General features: G+C 71.1%; 10 protein-coding genes. 4 read left to right on the forward strand and 6 right to left on the reverse strand.

The features are described 5' to 3' along the window. Positions 1 to 15: 15 nt before the first annotated feature. Together ACIBHX_RS24790 and ACIBHX_RS24795 are read right to left on the reverse strand one after the other, a co-directional pair. Entirely contained in the window at positions 16 to 3,576 is a 3,561-nt protein-coding gene (locus ACIBHX_RS24790) for a WD40 repeat domain-containing serine/threonine-protein kinase (protein ID WP_397069597.1), read from the reverse strand. A gap of 102 nt (positions 3,577 to 3,678) precedes the next feature. Continuing rightward, a complete protein-coding gene (locus tag ACIBHX_RS24795; protein ID WP_397069598.1) occupies positions 3,679 to 4,407 on the reverse strand; it encodes an SDR family oxidoreductase in 729 nt (242 codons plus the stop codon). Positions 4,408 to 4,654: 247 nt separating this feature from the next. Here ACIBHX_RS24795 and ACIBHX_RS24800 point away from each other — a divergent pair, with 247 nt between their 5' ends. Together ACIBHX_RS24800 and ACIBHX_RS24805 are read left to right on the forward strand one after the other, a co-directional pair. Beyond that, complete coding sequence (locus tag ACIBHX_RS24800) at positions 4,655 to 5,704, forward strand: glycerophosphodiester phosphodiesterase (RefSeq protein ID WP_397069599.1); 1,050 nt, start codon at positions 4,655 to 4,657, stop codon at positions 5,702 to 5,704. Between the two features lie 196 nt (positions 5,705 to 5,900). Then, positions 5,901 to 6,302, forward strand: a complete 402-nt coding sequence (locus ACIBHX_RS24805; RefSeq protein WP_397069600.1) for an SHOCT domain-containing protein — start codon at positions 5,901 to 5,903, stop codon at positions 6,300 to 6,302. Positions 6,303 to 6,330: 28 nt separating this feature from the next. Here the strand turns inward: ACIBHX_RS24805 and ACIBHX_RS24810 are convergent, their stop codons facing one another. The 3 genes from ACIBHX_RS24810 to ACIBHX_RS24820 form a co-directional block, all read right to left on the reverse strand. Further along, complete coding sequence (locus ACIBHX_RS24810; RefSeq protein ID WP_397069601.1) at positions 6,331 to 7,485, reverse strand: MFS transporter; 1,155 nt, start codon at positions 7,483 to 7,485, stop codon at positions 6,331 to 6,333. 34 nt (positions 7,486 to 7,519) lie between these two features. Beyond that, positions 7,520 to 8,017 (reverse strand): VOC family protein, encoded by a 498-nt coding sequence (locus ACIBHX_RS24815; RefSeq protein WP_397069602.1) that lies wholly within the window; start codon positions 8,015 to 8,017, stop codon positions 7,520 to 7,522. Positions 8,018 to 8,095: 78 nt separating this feature from the next. Further along, the gene (locus tag ACIBHX_RS24820) at positions 8,096 to 9,007 is read right to left on the reverse strand and encodes a helix-turn-helix domain-containing protein (protein WP_397069603.1); all 912 of its coding nucleotides are present in this window, start codon (positions 9,005 to 9,007) and stop codon (positions 8,096 to 8,098) included. A gap of 208 nt (positions 9,008 to 9,215) precedes the next feature. Between ACIBHX_RS24820 and ACIBHX_RS24825 the strand changes: the two genes are divergently transcribed. Together ACIBHX_RS24825 and ACIBHX_RS24830 are read left to right on the forward strand one after the other, a co-directional pair. Further along, positions 9,216 to 9,464: a hypothetical protein gene (locus ACIBHX_RS24825; RefSeq protein WP_397069604.1), complete on the forward strand. Its 249-nt coding sequence runs from the start codon at positions 9,216 to 9,218 to the stop codon at positions 9,462 to 9,464. Positions 9,465 to 9,474: 10 nt separating this feature from the next. Beyond that, positions 9,475 to 10,836, forward strand: coding sequence for a serine hydrolase (locus tag ACIBHX_RS24830; RefSeq protein WP_397069605.1), 1,362 nt, complete (start codon positions 9,475 to 9,477; stop codon positions 10,834 to 10,836). On the opposite strand, the gene ACIBHX_RS24835 is transcribed toward ACIBHX_RS24830, so the two are convergent. Continuing rightward, complete coding sequence (locus tag ACIBHX_RS24835; protein ID WP_397069606.1) at positions 10,833 to 15,095, reverse strand: hypothetical protein; 4,263 nt, start codon at positions 15,093 to 15,095, stop codon at positions 10,833 to 10,835. The genes ACIBHX_RS24830 and ACIBHX_RS24835 overlap by 4 nt on opposite strands. Between the last annotated feature and the right edge of the window lie 62 nt (positions 15,096 to 15,157).

Genomic DNA, 15,157 nt, shown 5'->3' on the forward strand with positions numbered 1-15,157 from the left:
ACTCCCGACCCAGGGTCAGCGGCCCAGGGTGGGGCAGGGGTCGGCGTAGTCGACGTCGGGAAGGTAGCGCCTCCATTCGGCTTCGGTCAGGGTACGGCCGGCTCGGGCGCACACGGCATCGGCCACCCGCCCGGGATCGATCGGGATGTCCATCAGAACGCCGGTCTGGTCGATGGTGTGCAGGATCGAGCCGTCCGGACTGAAGGCGGCCGACAGGAAGTCCTGCTGCCCGCCGGTGACCGCCGCGCCCAGTTCGCGGGGGGCGGTGACGTCCCACAGTTGCACGGTGCGGTCGCGGCCGAGCGAGGCCGCCACGTCTCCCCGGTGGGTGAACAGCAGGTCGTCGCTCCCGCCGGAGCCGGTGCGGAAACTCGGACCGTGCCGCCGGCCCGTGCGGGCATCCCAGAACGCGAGCTGGTCGAGGGGGTCGCTGATGGCCGCCGTCGTCCCGTCGGAGGTGACGGCGAGCAGCTCCGATCGCCCTCTCAGGCCTCCCGGGCCGAGCGGCGGGCCGACCGGGTGGCCGGTCGACAGGTCGACCAGGCGGTTGGCGGCCTCGTCCAGCACCGCGCCCATCGGGCTGCCGGGCAGGAACATGATCCGGCCGGCGCCCTCGGGGAAGTCGATCGTCCTGCTCCAGCGGGCCCGATGGACGTCCCACACCAGCAACCGGACCGCTCGACTGCCCGGCGCCATGGATCCGGCGGCGTTGACCACGAGGAACGACCCGTCCCCGGTCAGGGCCAGGGATCTGGCGTACCCGCCTCCGGGCAGGGTGATCGTCGCCATCCGCTCGGGCGTGGTGACGTCCCACAACCGCACCGTGCCGGAGTCCGATCCGTCGAGCGCGGCCAGGAGCGGGCCGTCGCCGCTGAACGTCGGCTGGTCGACGTCCCCGCCGGCCCGCAGGAGGGAGCCCACCTGGCGTCGCGTCGCGGCGTCCCAGAGTGTCAGTGACCGGGAATCCGGCTGGTGGGTGGCCAGGAACCGGCCGTCACGGCTGAACACCGCCGTCTCGGGAGCCCTTCCGGGCAACCGTACAGGGCTGACCAGGTCGGAGATGTCGAGACTCACGGCCGTGTCGTCGGCGAGGTAGCGCAGGGTCGTCCCGTCGAAGCCGGCGGCGTCGAGCGCGGTCTGGTAGGTCAGCAGCGTCCGGCCGTCGGACACCCGGATCAGGTCGAAGCTCCTGTCGCCGCCCGCGACGAGATAGCGCCCGTCAGGGCTGAACAGGATCCGGCCGCCGGCGGAGTCCCACGACTGCGCCGGCGCTTCCCGCAGGAGGGACCGTCCGGTGCGCACGTCGACGAGGGAGATGTCCGAGGTGGTCGCACAGGCCAGGGTGTGCCCGTCCGGGCTGAAGGCGACCGTACGCGCGTGGCCGTCGCAGACGCCGGCCTCGTGCCAGCGGCTGAGCGGCCTGACCGCGGGAAGCCGCAGCAGGCGGAAGCGCCCTTCGACGTCGGCGATGGCCAGCAGGTCGCCTGCCGGGTCGATGCTCGCGCTCAGCGCCGCGACGGGAGGCGACCTTGTCGCGCCGGTCCTGGTGTCCCACAGCGCGCCGTCGTGCGTCCCGTCCAGCTGGATGTAGCGGCCGTCGTCCACCCACTCGGCCGAGTGGAACACGTGGAGCAGCGCCGCGCCCGCGATGGCGTGCTCGGCCCCGGTGGGCCTGCCGGTGCTCATGTCCCACACGCGGATGGTGTGGCCGGCGGACACCGCGAGGAACCTGCCGTTCGGGCTGAGGCTCGCGCCCAGGAACCTCTCCCCGCCGATCTTCAGGTCGTTCCACCCGCCGACCTGCCTGCCGCTCGGCAGGTCGAAGACCTTCACACCCGACGGCGTCACGCTGACGAACCTGCGCCCGTCTCTCGTCATCTGGTGCACGACCTCGCCGCCGGCATCAGGATCGGTGAAGGCGGCCCGCTGGCGCTGTGCCCATGCGCTGTGCAAGGAGGCCCGGGTCTTCAGCCGCGGAGCCAGCCGCCAAGCGGCCACGCTCAGCAGCATCGCCCGGACCGGCTCGGTGAGGCGCATGGCGTCGGCCTGCCCGGCCACCTGTTCCGCGATCGCCCTGTTGCGCTGGGCGGCGACCGTACGGCTCTGCCGTACGGACACCAGGCCGCCGGTCAGGGCCAGGACGAGCAGCACCGCGAGGGCCAGGGTCACCATGCCGCGGCGTCTGACGCGGTGGCGGGCGGCGGTGGCGCAGGCGTCCAGGAAGGCGCGTTCGAGCAGGTTGAGAGTCAGGTGGCGGCGTCCGGTGGCGGCCCAGCCGAGCGCGGTCTCCAGGCGGCTGCCCTGCAGCAGGTCTGCCTGGCGGTGCCCGTGGGTGTCCCAGTGCCGGGCCGCCGTGCGGATCGCGTCGTGGGAGGCCAGGCCATCGCGTTCGTCTGCCACCCAGTCCCGCAGCCGCGGCCAGGCGTGCACCAGCGCCGGTCGGGCGAGCAGGAGGTCGCCGCCGCCGTTGCCGTCGTCCCTGCGGGTGAGCAGGTAGTCGAACAGCCGCAGGACGCGCCGCAGAGCGGCCTGCTCCTGCGGGGTCCTTCCCTCCAGCAGCTCGTCTTCGGGCAGCGGCCGCAGCGTGAGTTCGCCTGTGGCGCTGACGGTCACCAGCCTCAGGAACAGGTCCGGCACCAGGTCGCGCTCGCCCGGATCGAGCAGCCCGTAGGCGTCCTCGGCCAGGGTGCCCAGTGCCGGGTCGGCCGCGCCGCCGCCCGCGAGCAGGCCGGCCTCCGCGCTGCCGACGGCCAGCAGCTCAGCCGAAGACCCGTGGAAGCCGGAGACGAGGCCGCGCAGGAGCCGGTGGGCGGTGGGCCGGGCCGTCGGGTCCTTGGCGAGGGCCGACGCCACCAGCGGGCGCAGGGTGTCAGGCAGGTCGCCGAGGTCGGGGTCGGCGGTCAGCACCTGGTGCATCACGGCGCCGAGGCTCTCAGCGTCGAAGGGGTCGGCGCCGCTGGCGGCGAACACGATGATCGCGCCCCAGGCGAACATGTCCACCGCCGGACCGGCTCGCTGGCCGGTGAGGATCTCCGGTGCCATGTAGGCGGGCGTGCCCGCCACCGGGCCGGTCGCGGTGAGGGACATCTCGGGGGTACGGGCCAGGCCGAAGTCGATGATCCGGGGGCCGTCCGGGCCCAGCAGCACGTTGTCCGGTTTGAGGTCGCGGTGCATCACGCCGGCGTCGTGGATGGCGGCCAGTCCCGTGGCCACCGCGGTGGCCAGGCGGTGCAGGTCGTCCCCGGTGAAGCGGCGCCCGCCGATGACCGCCTGCCGCAGGCTGGGCCCCTCGACGTACTCGCTGACGAGGTACGGCTGCCGCCCTTCCAGCTCCACGGCCAGTACCCGGGCGGTGCAGAACGAGGCGACGCGACAGGCGGCGGTGGCCTCCTTGCGGAACCGGACCCGCAGGTCCGGGTCGGCCACGGCGTCGCCGTGCAGCACCTTGACCGCCACCCGTCGGCCTTCGGGATCGTAGGCCTCGTACACCAGCCCCTGGCCGCCGGCGCCCACCCGTCCGGCCAGCCAGTAGTCACCGATCCGGGCGGGGTCTCCGGCGCGCAGGGCCGACGTCATGTGCACACCTCGTTGTTCGCACTCTCACCGGACGGGCAGGTGTCCCCACGTTCGACTGTTGATCAGTGGCAAAGGTTCGGCGCCGTTGTAGCCCCAGGCGGATTACGTGATCACCAGCTGTTCGGTCATCAGCCGGTTGCCGGCGAGCAGGCCGCCGTCCACAGGCAGCGCGACGCCGGTGATCCAGGCCGCGTCGGCGGAGGCCAGGAAGAGCACGGCCGAGGCGACGTCGTCCGGGGTGCCGACGCGGCCGAGCGGGTACCAGACGGCGAGCCGGTCGAGGATGTCGGGCGCCACGGCCACCCGCTCGTCCCAGATCGGGGTGCGGATGGTGCCCGGCACCACGGCGTTGCACCGCACGCCGTGCGGGCCGTACTTGACCGCGAGGCTGCGCGTGAGGCTGAGCAGGCCCGCCTTGGCCGCGCTGTAGGCCTCGTTGCCGAAGTAGGAGACCGCGTTCACCGACGAGATGTTGACGATGACTCCCCGCCGCCGTTCGAGCATGCCGGGCAGTACGGCTTGCGCGCACAGGAAGGCGCCGGTGAGCGAGACGTCGAGCTCGTGGTGCCATTGCTCCTCCGGCAGGTCGACGAACTCGGCGTCCCTGGCCACGGCCGCGTTGTTGACCAGCACGTCGATCGGCCCGTGACGCCGCTCGACCCCGGCCACCCACTCCTGGACCGTGGCGCGATCGGTGACGTCCACCCCGGATGCTCCCTGGATGTCGCCCTCCGCGACGACCGCCCCCTCCGCGGTGAACCGGTCGACGAGCACCCGCCCGATGCCACCCGCGGCGCCCGTGACGGCCACCACCTGATCGCGGAACCGCATGCTTCCTCCCTGCAAGAACGTGTGCCGACCACCCGGATGACCCGCCAACGCGCATGGGTGGGAGATCCCGAACGACATCCAGTCTCCGACATGGGCGCCCGCGCCCTTGAGTGGCCGGGCGGAGCGGCGTTTCTGTCGGCGGGATTCGTGCCGTCCGGTCTGGAAAGGTTCGCCGTTCGCTCAGCTGGCAGCCGCCTGGCGTCCGCGCGGGGACGGAAGCGTGTGCGTCCGGAGAAAGGATTTGCACATGCGCTTCTTACCGCTGGCGATCGGTCTGCTCGTCGTCGCCGCCACTCCCGGGGTGGCGTCCGCCGACGACTTCGACGACAACTCCCGGCACACGCTGGACCTGCAGGCACACCGCGGCGGGCTGGGACTGGTCGTGGAGAGCACGCTCGGGGGCTTCGCCAACGCGCTCGAGCTCGGCGTGTCCACGCTGGAGCTGGACGTCCAGATCACCGAGGACGGCCAGGCCGTGGTCACCCACGACCGCCGGATCAGCCCCCGCAAGTGCCGGGACACGGCGCCCGCCGTACCGGGAGACCCTGAGTACCCCTACGTCGGGAAGTACATCAACACGCTCACCCTCGCCCAGATCCGCACCATGGACTGCGGCTCGCAGACCCTGCCCGAGTTCCCCGGACAGCGAGCCGTACCCGGCGCCCGGATGCCGCTGCTCAGCGAGGTCTTCGACCTGGTCAACAGCTACCAGGCGAACAAGGTGATGCTGAACGTGGAGACCAAGGTCGAGGCGGGCGCCCCGCAGGAGACCGCGCCACGCGAGCAGTTCGTGCAGGTGACGCTGGCGGAGATCCGCAAGGCCAGGATCACGAACCAGGTCACGATCCAGAGCTTCGACTGGGGCTCGCTGATGCGGATGCGCGAGCTGGAACCGAGGCTGCCGCTGGTCGCCCTGACCAACTACGACTTCCTGCAGACGGGCAAGCCGGGCGCCTCGCCGTGGCTGGGCGGGATCGACATCGACGACTTCGGCGGCGACCCGCTCAAGGCCGTCAAGTCGTTCGGCGCGGCCGCGTTCTCGCCGGTGCACGGCTTCCCCCAGGACGGCAAGGTGACGGACCCCGGCTACGTCCCCTACGTCACCAAGACGATGGTCGACGAGGCCCACGACCTGGGCATCAAGGTCATCCCCTGGACCATCGACGACGAGCCGACGCTCAACAAGCTCATCGACGACGGCGTGGACGGCATCATCACCGACTATCCCGACCGCCTCAGGAACCTCATGGCCGCGCGCGGCATGAAGCTCCCCAAGCAGTACCAGCCCCGCTCTTAGGACACCAGATCCCTCTGATGACGGCGATCAGAGGGATCGTCCTTGAATGGCGTGATTGTTCGCATGGCAAAGGGGCCGTGAACCGGCATTTACGCTGCTCAGCGTACTGTGAAGGTGGCATGGAGTGATAACCAAGCCGCCGAGGCTCGCTCTCATCCACGATGCCACGGCACCGCCTTCAGTACGAGAGGTGGCCATGAGCGACTATCCGCTGCTGAACGTCTTCTGGACGACGTTCGTCTTCTTCCTGTGGATCCTCTGGTTCTTCCTGCTCTTCAGGATCATCACCGACATCTTCCGCAGTGACGACATGAACGGCTGGGCGAAGGCCGCCTGGATCGTTTTCGTCATCATCCTCCCGTTCCTCGGCGTGCTCGTCTACGTGATCGCGCGAGGCAAGTCCATGACCCAGCGTGACGTGGAGCGGTCAAGGCAGAGCGAAGCCGCCTTCCGCGCCTACGTCCGCGACGCGGCGCAAACGGAGACCAGCGGACCCAGCGGACCCGCCGACCAGCTCGCCCAGCTCGCCACCCTCCACGCCCAGGGTGTCCTCAACGACGAGGAATTCCAGAGAGCCAAGGACAAGCTGCTGGTCTGACAGCGGATCCCTGGCCGCATTCCCATGGTCAGCCGGTGACCTTCGTCCGGCGGCGTAGGAGGAGTACGAGCAGGGAGCCGAGCGTCAGGAGGGCGGCGAGGGCGGCGTAGCCGTACGCGAGAGTGGCAAGCGTGGCGACCGTGGCGACGAGCAACGGGCCACCGGCGTCGCCGAGCTCGCGGCCCAGCTCCGCGCTGCCCATGGTCTGGCCGAGTCGTTCGGAGGGGGACGAGGCGGCCAGCGCGGCGAAGCCGAGAGGGGTGATCAGGCCTGTTCCTGCGCCGATCAGCACGGCCGCCGTCAACAGGCCGGCCAGACCGGGGAGTACGGCGCAGCCGAGCCCGGCCGCGGTGACCAGCAGCCCGGTAAAGATGCCGGCGCCGGTGGTGAGGCGGCCGGCATCCAGCGCCCGGCCCGCGAAGGGCTGGACCAGGGCCGCGGTGGCGGCCAGGGCCGAGACCGCGGCGCCCGTGGCGACCGTGCCCAGGCCTGCGGCGGCCCCGGTGACGGGCAGGAATCCGACGCCGACCGACAGCGCGGCGGCGGCCGCGGCCAGCGCCGCGGTCGGCCCGAGGAAGACCGGATCGACCAGGCGGCGTACCAGGTCGAGGACGGTCTGGCGCTGCTTGGGCAGCGGCGCGACGGCGGGCACCTCGAAGGCGGCCCAGACGGCGACCGCCGCGCCGAGCACGGCCAGGACGAGGAACAGCAGCCACAGGCCGCCGGCCCACACCAGGACCCCGCCCAGCAGGGGGCCGAGGGTGTAGCCGATGGACTTGTAGAACCCGTAGGAGCCGAACGCCCTGCCGTGCTTGGCCGCCGGGTTGAGGCGGGCGACCAGGGCGGAAGCGGCGGGGGAGAAAGCCGAGGCGGCGGCCCCCTGACCCAGGCGGGCCGCCCACAACCACGCCGGGCTGTCGGCCACGACGTAGACGGCCGACGCGGCGGCGAAGGCGACCAGCCCGCCGACCATGACAGGGCGCGCGCCGATCCTGTCGGACAGCGTGCCGAAGATCGGCTTGAGCACGACCTCGGCCCCGTCGTACAGGGCCAGCAGGCCGCCGAGGACCATCAGCGAGGTCACCGCGTCGTGCGAGAACCCGCCGAGGTTGGCCGCGATGCCGTGCGCGCCGAACGCGGTGGTGAAGCCCGCCGCGTACAGCGGCCACATGCGCCGCTTCATCGCTCCTCCCGCGGGCCCTCGTGCACCGGTTACATCATGCCTGATCTGCGGGGAGGGCGGGGCCGAGGGTGGACTGGAGGTAGGTCATCGCTTCGGCGTACGCGGGGTCTTCCGCGCGGACCGCGATCTCCTCGGGCGTCAGGTCGGCAAGGCGCTGCTGGATCCACCAGACGTTGCCGAGCGGGTCGCGCACGCGTCCCACCTTGTCGCCCCAGAACAGCTCGGTCGGTTCTGTGACCACGACGGCTCCGGCCTGTACGGCACGCAGTACGACCGCCTCCGCGTCGTCGACGAAGAGCCGCAGAAGGGCCGGGGTGTCGACGGGGAAGGGCGAGTCGAACATCATCACGACGGCGTCGCCGATGCGCGCCTCGGCATGGCCGATCACGCCGTCTCCCACCAGCACCCGACTGAGCTCCTCGGCGTCGAACGCCTCCTTGATGAAGTCGATGAGAGCCGCGGTGTCCTTGGTGACGATCCACGGGGTGACCGTGGTGTATCCCTCGGGGATCGAAACGGGGCGCGTTGTCATCACAGTGGTGACCCTTCGAATTCAGGAGTTGCTGATACCACCACTATAGCAGAACGGAATGCTTTGTTCCAATAAGGGTCACCGGAGTGCTTCTCGTTGTGCCGGGCTCAGGCGCTCCGGCCTCGGCGTGACGGTGTACGTAGCGGGTTCTGGGCGCTGGAGGGCGAAGGGGTCGGCGATGGTCGGGCGATGGCCGATCGCGTCCAGGGCCTCGCCGGCGCGCTCGCGGGGCCAGCCCAGGGCGGTGGCGAGTTCGTCCAAGGTGAGGGGCCGGGCGGCGTAGGTCAGGGCGGCCACCACGGTCAGCGCATCGTGGACGACGGCCTGGGTGACGCCGCTGCCGTTCATCTGCCGGCTGATGCGGCCGAAGAACTGGCCCATCTGCCCGAGCCGGGTGCCGGCGGGCGTGCCGGGGCCGAAGAGATCGATGCCGCGCTGGGCGGCCTCGGCGATCCGGGCGTGGGCGCCGGTGTCGGTGCGCCAGGCCCGGATCCAGACGTCGTCGTCGACGAGGTAGCGCTCCCGCCGCCCGCCGGGGTCCGGGCGGCGTCCGACCAGTTCCATCGCTTCGAGGTAGCCGATGGCCTTGGACACCGACGCCGGGCTGACCTGGAGCCGGCGTACCAGCTCGGCGGCCGTGAGGCTCCCCGACTCGGAGGTGACCAGGCAGACGAACACGCGGGCGGGCATCCGGGGGAGGCCGGTGCCGGCCAGCAGGGTCGCGAACCGCTCCACGAAGTCGCGCACCCGCTCGGCCGGCCACTCCTCGGCAGGCAACTGGAGAGGCTTGCGCCGGCGGGCGCGCCGTCCGGCCACCTGCTGGGCGCGGTCGGCCAGGTAGCCGCCCGGGCCGCTGTTGCGCGCCACCTCGCGGCTGATCGTGGAGGTCGGCCTGCCCAGCCGTCGGGCGATCTCGGCGTATCCCAGCCCTCCGTTGAGCCAGGTCGCGATCTGCCGGCGATCCTCGTGGGTCAGCCTGCCTCCGGGCATCGGCTCACCTCCTTCAGGCCCAAGTGTGCATTCACCGACAGCACATTGCAACGGTGTGATTGCGTTTACCGGCAAGGCTGTTGCAATTTTCTCACACAACATCCCAGCTCAATGGCGATATATGCACAACAGCTCGTTGACGATATATGAAATGCAACGTAGCCTTTTCTCGCTTGGAACAATGGAGGAGGACACAGGAATGCACGTGATGGCGATTTCCTCGATCTCTGACGGGGACGGATTCTGGGACGCGCTGAAGGAGGCGTACGGCCGGCTGCCGAAGGGGGCGAAGTGGACCCTGGCCGTGGTGAGCACCGACGGCGCCAAGGCGGTGAACGTCATCGTGGGCGACTCGCTGGACGCCGTGCGAGGCTTCTTCGAGGGGTACGCCGGCGCCTTCGCCGCGACGGAGTACTTCGAGGCGGACGCCGCCAACGCCGTCGGCCTCCCGAAGTAGGGGCGCCCCCATGGACGTGGCCCGGATCTCCGAGCTTCTCGCGGAATACCAGATCCCGAGCGCCGCGATCGGCATCCTCCACGACGGAGAGATCACCGAAGCGGCGGTCGGCGTCAAGGACGTGACCACCCGGGAAGTCGCGACGACCGACACCATCTACCAGTGCGGTTCCATGACCAAGACCTGGACCGCCCTCGCCTTCATGCAACTCGTCGACGAAGGCAAGGCCGACCTGGACGAGCCGGTACGGACCTACCTTCCCGGCTTCAAGGTCGCCGACCCCGAGGTCACCGCCCGGGTCACGCCCCGGCAGCTGCTCAACCACACCAACGGCATCGAGGAGGAGTACGGCGACGCCGGCGAGGGCGACGATGTCCACGAGCGCATGGTCGAGAACATCGCCTCCGCGCCCCAGGTTCACCCCCTGGGATACACCCACGGTTACAGCGCGGCCCTGGGCTACGCGATCCTCGCCCGCATCATGGAGGTGATCGACGGCAAGGGGTGGGACGACGTCATGAAGGACCGGCTCTTCGACCCCCTCGAACTGACCAGCACGACCAGCCGGCACGAGCACGTGGACCAGGACCGGGCCGCCACGAGCCACCTGATCCGCTCCTCCGGCGAGGGCCCGTTCGTCTCACCGCTCGGTTATCTGCCCCGCGCCTTCGGCCCCGGAGGCAACATCAACTCGACGGTCCGGGAAGTGCTCGCGCTGGCACACGTCTTCCTCGACCAGGGGAAGGCGCGCGACGGCAGGCGAATCGCCTCTGCCGAGGCCATCCACGAGATGATGCACTCTCGCGTCCCGATACCTGATCCGTACATGTTCGGCCCCGAGTGGGCTCTCGGCCTCGTCGTGTGCGACTGGCACGGCGAAACCGTCTACGCCCACGACGGCAGCACGGTCGGTCAGAACGCCCGCCTGCGGATTCTCCCGGAATCGAACCTCGCGATCACGATGATGACGAACGGAGGACCGCGGGAGAGCTTCTACAAGAAGGTCTTCAACGAGATCCTCCCCGATTTCGGCGCCGTCACGATCCCGGACCTGCCGCACCCCGACCCGACGCTGAACCTCGACCCGTCGAGGTACGAAGGCGTCTACGAACGACCGGGCGCCCGCTACGAGGTGACGGCCGAGGACGGCAGGCTCCACCTCACCCTGGTCATGAACCCCATGCAGGCGCGATTCCTCCGCAAACCTGAACGCATCACCTACGACCTGCTCCCGGTCAGCGAAACCCACTTCCTGATGCCCTCGGACGACCCGCTCGAGGACACCCAGACCGTGGCGATCTACGACTTCCAGCACGGAGCCGCCCAGTACCTCCACACCAACTGCCGCGTGACCCCGAGGGCCGGCCTCTAGCAGGTCTTCTGGTACGGCAGTGCCGGGACGTACCGCGCCCAGGCCGCCTCGTCCAAGCCCTGCCCCACGACGACGCAGGCGCGCTGGGCCGCGTTCCGCTGCAGGCCGATGATCCCGCTCAGGTCCCACAGCGTCGCCTGCCGGTCGAAGGTCACGGTGGCGAGCGTGCCGCCGGAGAACCTCAGCCATGCCACGACGCCCTTCGGCAGCGGCAGCGGCGGCCCGAGGTCCTGCGCCATGGCGGGATTGGTGAGGTCCCACAGTGCGAGGGTGCTCTTCCCGTCGGTCCCGCTGGCCGCGGCGAGCGTCCGCCCGTCGGTGGCGAACGCCAGCGCCGTCACCGAGACCCTGCTGCCCAACGTCATGATCATGCCCTTGGGATCGGTCGCGGCGACGAGCGGTTGCCCGATCCGGAAGGGTGAGGACCTGGTGGACAGGTCCCAGATGAGGATCTTGCCGTCGGAGCGCCCAGTCGCCAACGTCCGGCCGTCAGGGGCGAAGGCCAGCGACGTGACGTTGGCGGCGTCGCCGGCGACGAACTTCGTGGGTTGCCGGGAACCGGAGACGTCCCACAGCGTCACCGTGCCGTCCGGATCGTAGACGTCAGTGGTCGCGAGGGTCCGCCCGTCGGGGCTGAAGGTGGCGACCAGGACGATGAAGGGGGCCAGCTCCTCACCCCGGCGCACGGGATGGCCCGGATCCGACAGGTCCCACAGGAACGACTTGTCCTTCCCGCCGATGATCAGCAGCCGGCCGTCGGGGGAGAACAGGAAGGGCGATCCGGTCCCGCGGGGCAACGACGCCCGCCGACGGGGACGTGCCGGGTCGGAGACGTCCCACACGGTGGTCGTCGCGTCCGCTCCGACCACGGCGAGGGTTCTGCCGTCCGGCGACAGCCGGGTGGCACCCGCGCCCAGGTCGAGCGGGTGTACGGCCGGGCGGTCCGGATCCGCCAGGTCCCAGACGGCCGTGGGTCCGCTCGCGAAGGCGTGCCCGCCGGAGCCGAACGCGAAGGAGTCCGCCCCGGCCAGGACCCGTCCGCGCCTGGCGGGCCGGCGCGCGTCGGTGAGATCCCGCAGGATCACGGTCTTGTCCGCGCTGCTGGTCGCCAGCGTCTGGCCGTCGGCGGAGAAGGCGACGCTGGTGACGAAACCCGTGTGCCCGCCCAGCGGAGTCCCCCAGAGGGCCGGCTGCGCGGGATCGGCCAGATCCCACAGGGCCGTCGAGCCGTCGTATCGGACCGTGGCCGCCAGGTCACCAGTGGGGGCGAAGGCGATCGACGCGTTGTTGTCGCTCAGCGGGGTGCCGATCCGCTTGGCCGCGGCCGGCCGTGCCAGATCCCACAGGATGAAGGCGTTCTGGTTGGTGGAGTGCGGGTCCTTGAGGTGCGTGGCCAGCAGGGCCCGGCCGGGGGCGAAGGCGACGGGCCACCGCCCGGCCAGCGGCGCGCCGAGTGGGCGCGGCCGGGCCGGATCCTTGACGTTCCAGAGCGTCACGGCATCGTCGCTGCCCGCCGCCAGGAGCTTGCCGTCGGAGGAGAACGCCACCGATTGGATCCATTTCTTCTGCCCGGTGAGGGGTGCGCCGATGCGGGTGGCGTGCGCGGGATCGGCGACGTTCCAGAGGCTCACCGTGCCGTCCTCGTGCCCCATGGCGAGGGTGCGCCCGTCCGGCGCGTAGGCCACGGACTGCACGTCGTTGGTGTCCGCGACGCCGTACGTGCCGAGCGGGACCGGGTGCCCCGGGTCGGTCACCCGCCACAAGGTCACCGTCGGGTCGCGCTCGCCGCTGGTCACCAGGACGCGGCCGTCCGGGGAGAAGGCGAGCACCTCTTCGAAGCCGCTCTGCTTGATCACCAGCGTGCCGAGCCGGCGCGGCGACTCCCCGTGCGGAACCGACCAGAGGGTGATCACGCGCCGGCCTTCGGTGGTGCCCCCGACGCGGAGGTTGTAGCTGCCGACGGTGGCCAGCGTCCGGCTCGCCGGAGAGAACGCCACGAGATTGGCCCGGGAGACGTCGCCGGAGGGGGTGAACGTTCCGGCGTAGCGGGTCCCGGTGAGCGTGCTGACCAGGCTGGCGCGCGTCTGGGAGTCCGAATGGACCCTGTCCGCGGCGACGCCGAGTTGCAGCGCCCGGCGGGGATCGGCCGCGCGGTAGGCCTCGGCCTGCGCGACGAGCAGCCTGGCGACGGCGACCCGCTGCTGCTCCTGCGCCTGCCCGCGCTGCGTCAGTGCGACGCCGGCCGCGCCGAGGGCGAGCACGAGCAGTGCGCACAGGCTCGCCAGGATCAGCCGCCGCTGCCGCTTCCTGCGGTGCTCCGCCCGCAGCGAGGCATCGAGGAAACCGCGTGCCGTATCAGGGAGCTCCAGCTGCTGGACCGCGGCCAGCCGCTCGCCGCGATACAGGTAGGCGGGCGTCCTGCCGTGGCGTTCCCACTCCTCGGCGTCGTCGAGCAGCTGGCTGCGCAGCGCATGGGTCGCCAGATCGGCCTCCAGCCAGCCCCGGAGCCTGGGCCAGTTGCGCAGCAGCGCGTCGTGCGCGATCTGGGCCGACTCGGTATCGACGACCACGAGGCGGCGGCGGGCGAACACGTCGAGGACCGCGGCGCTGTCCTCACCGTCGAGCTCCGCGCGCGGCACGGTCCTGCGCGCCAGCAGGACGTCGGCGGTGACGGTGGTCAGCTGCTGGAACACCTGGCGGGCCACCTGCCGGCCGTCCGCGTCCAGGCTTTCGTACGCCGCCTCGGCGGTGGTGGTGACCGCCTGGGTGACGCCCCCGGTGAGCCGGTATCCACGGCTGGTGAGCCGGTGATCGTCGCGATGAGACCAGACCGTCAGCATCGTCTGGGACAGCAACGGCAGCGCGCCCACACCGTACTCTCCGGCCGCGGACCGCAGATCGGCCAGGATCGTGTCGACCAGCCCCGGCTCGAGCTCGAGCCCGGCGAGGTCCGCCGGCGCGGTGATCGCCGTGCGCAGCTCGCTCTCGGTCATCGGCCCGACGACGAAGGGGCCTTCGCGCAGCGCGGACGCTAGTTCCGGATGTACGGCGCAGCGGTCGACGAAGTCGCCCCGGACCGCGATGACGACCAGCGCCGCCGAGTCGGTCGCCGCGGCGGACAGCGCGGTGATGAACGCCGCCCGCTCGGCGGGCCGCACCTCGTCGGCGAAGATCTCCTCGAACTGGTCGAGGATCAGGATGAGCCGGTCCCGGTCTCCGTGGCGTTCGCGGCGGCGGGCGTCGGTGTCCACGGCCTGCCGTACGAGAAGAACGGGGTCGTGCTGGAAGGAGGCCAGGACCGTCGGGGCGTCCAGGCCGGCCAGGCCCGCGACCAGGAGGGCCAGCCGCGCCAGCGGGGTGCGGGTGGGCTGGTCGATGACATGACGTGGCCACTGCTTGGCGGCTTCCGACAGGTCTCCCCGCGCGATGGCGGGAAGCAGGCCGGCGCGCAGGAGCGAGGACTTGCCGGCGCCCGAGGCGCCCGTGACGATCAGCAGCCCCGACGCGGACGACCGCTGCGACAGCGTGCTGACCAGCTCGGCGGTGATCACTTCGCGCCCGGCGAAGACCTCGGCGTCTCCTTCGCCATAGGGGGCCAAGCCCTGGTAGGGGGAGCGGTCCTGCCAGATCGGCCCGCGGGTGGCGCCGGGTACGACCCTGCGTTCGAGGAGCGACACCTTCTCCAGGAGTAATCGGGTGTCGGTGGCCTGCCGGTACTGCAGGCCGACCGCCACCTCGAGGTCCGCCCGCTGCCGGTCGACGTCCTCCCTGATCAGCCGCAGCTGCTGCTCGACGTCCGAGAGGACGAACCTGAACTCCTTGAACTGCTCGCCCAGGTCGCCGAGGCCCTCGGCCAGCGCCACCTGCAGCGCGCGGTCGCCGGTGCTGACGGCCGCCTCGATCGCCGCGCCGACCAGGCCGAACTCGCGGAGCAGATCCGCGATCTCCTTGCGCAGCACCTCGGCTTCCCGCCCGCCGCTCTCCAGGACGTTCTGAAGGCGCTGTTCCAGCAGCTTCTCCCGCTGGGGTTGCAGTCTGGCCGCGAGTGCCTTGACGATGTCGGTGAGCACGTTCGCGCCGACCGAGGCCACCACGGCCAGCGCTCCCTCTCCGGCGCCGGAGGACAGCAGGGGAGCGAGCGCGCCCGCGGACAGCACGGCGAGCAGCCCAGGGGAGGTCCATCGGCGGCTGCCCTCCAGGACCGCCCGCTTCACCCGGCTGGACACGCCGGCCTGCATCAACGCCGAGGAATCGGCCACACCACCACTCCCTTCGCGGAGCGCGAAGCCCGATGGCAAGTGTGGGCGCGATCCACCGCCCT

This window comes from Nonomuraea sp. NPDC050536 (genome assembly GCF_044457685.1).
GTDB lineage: Bacteria > Actinomycetota > Actinomycetes > Streptosporangiales > Streptosporangiaceae > Nonomuraea.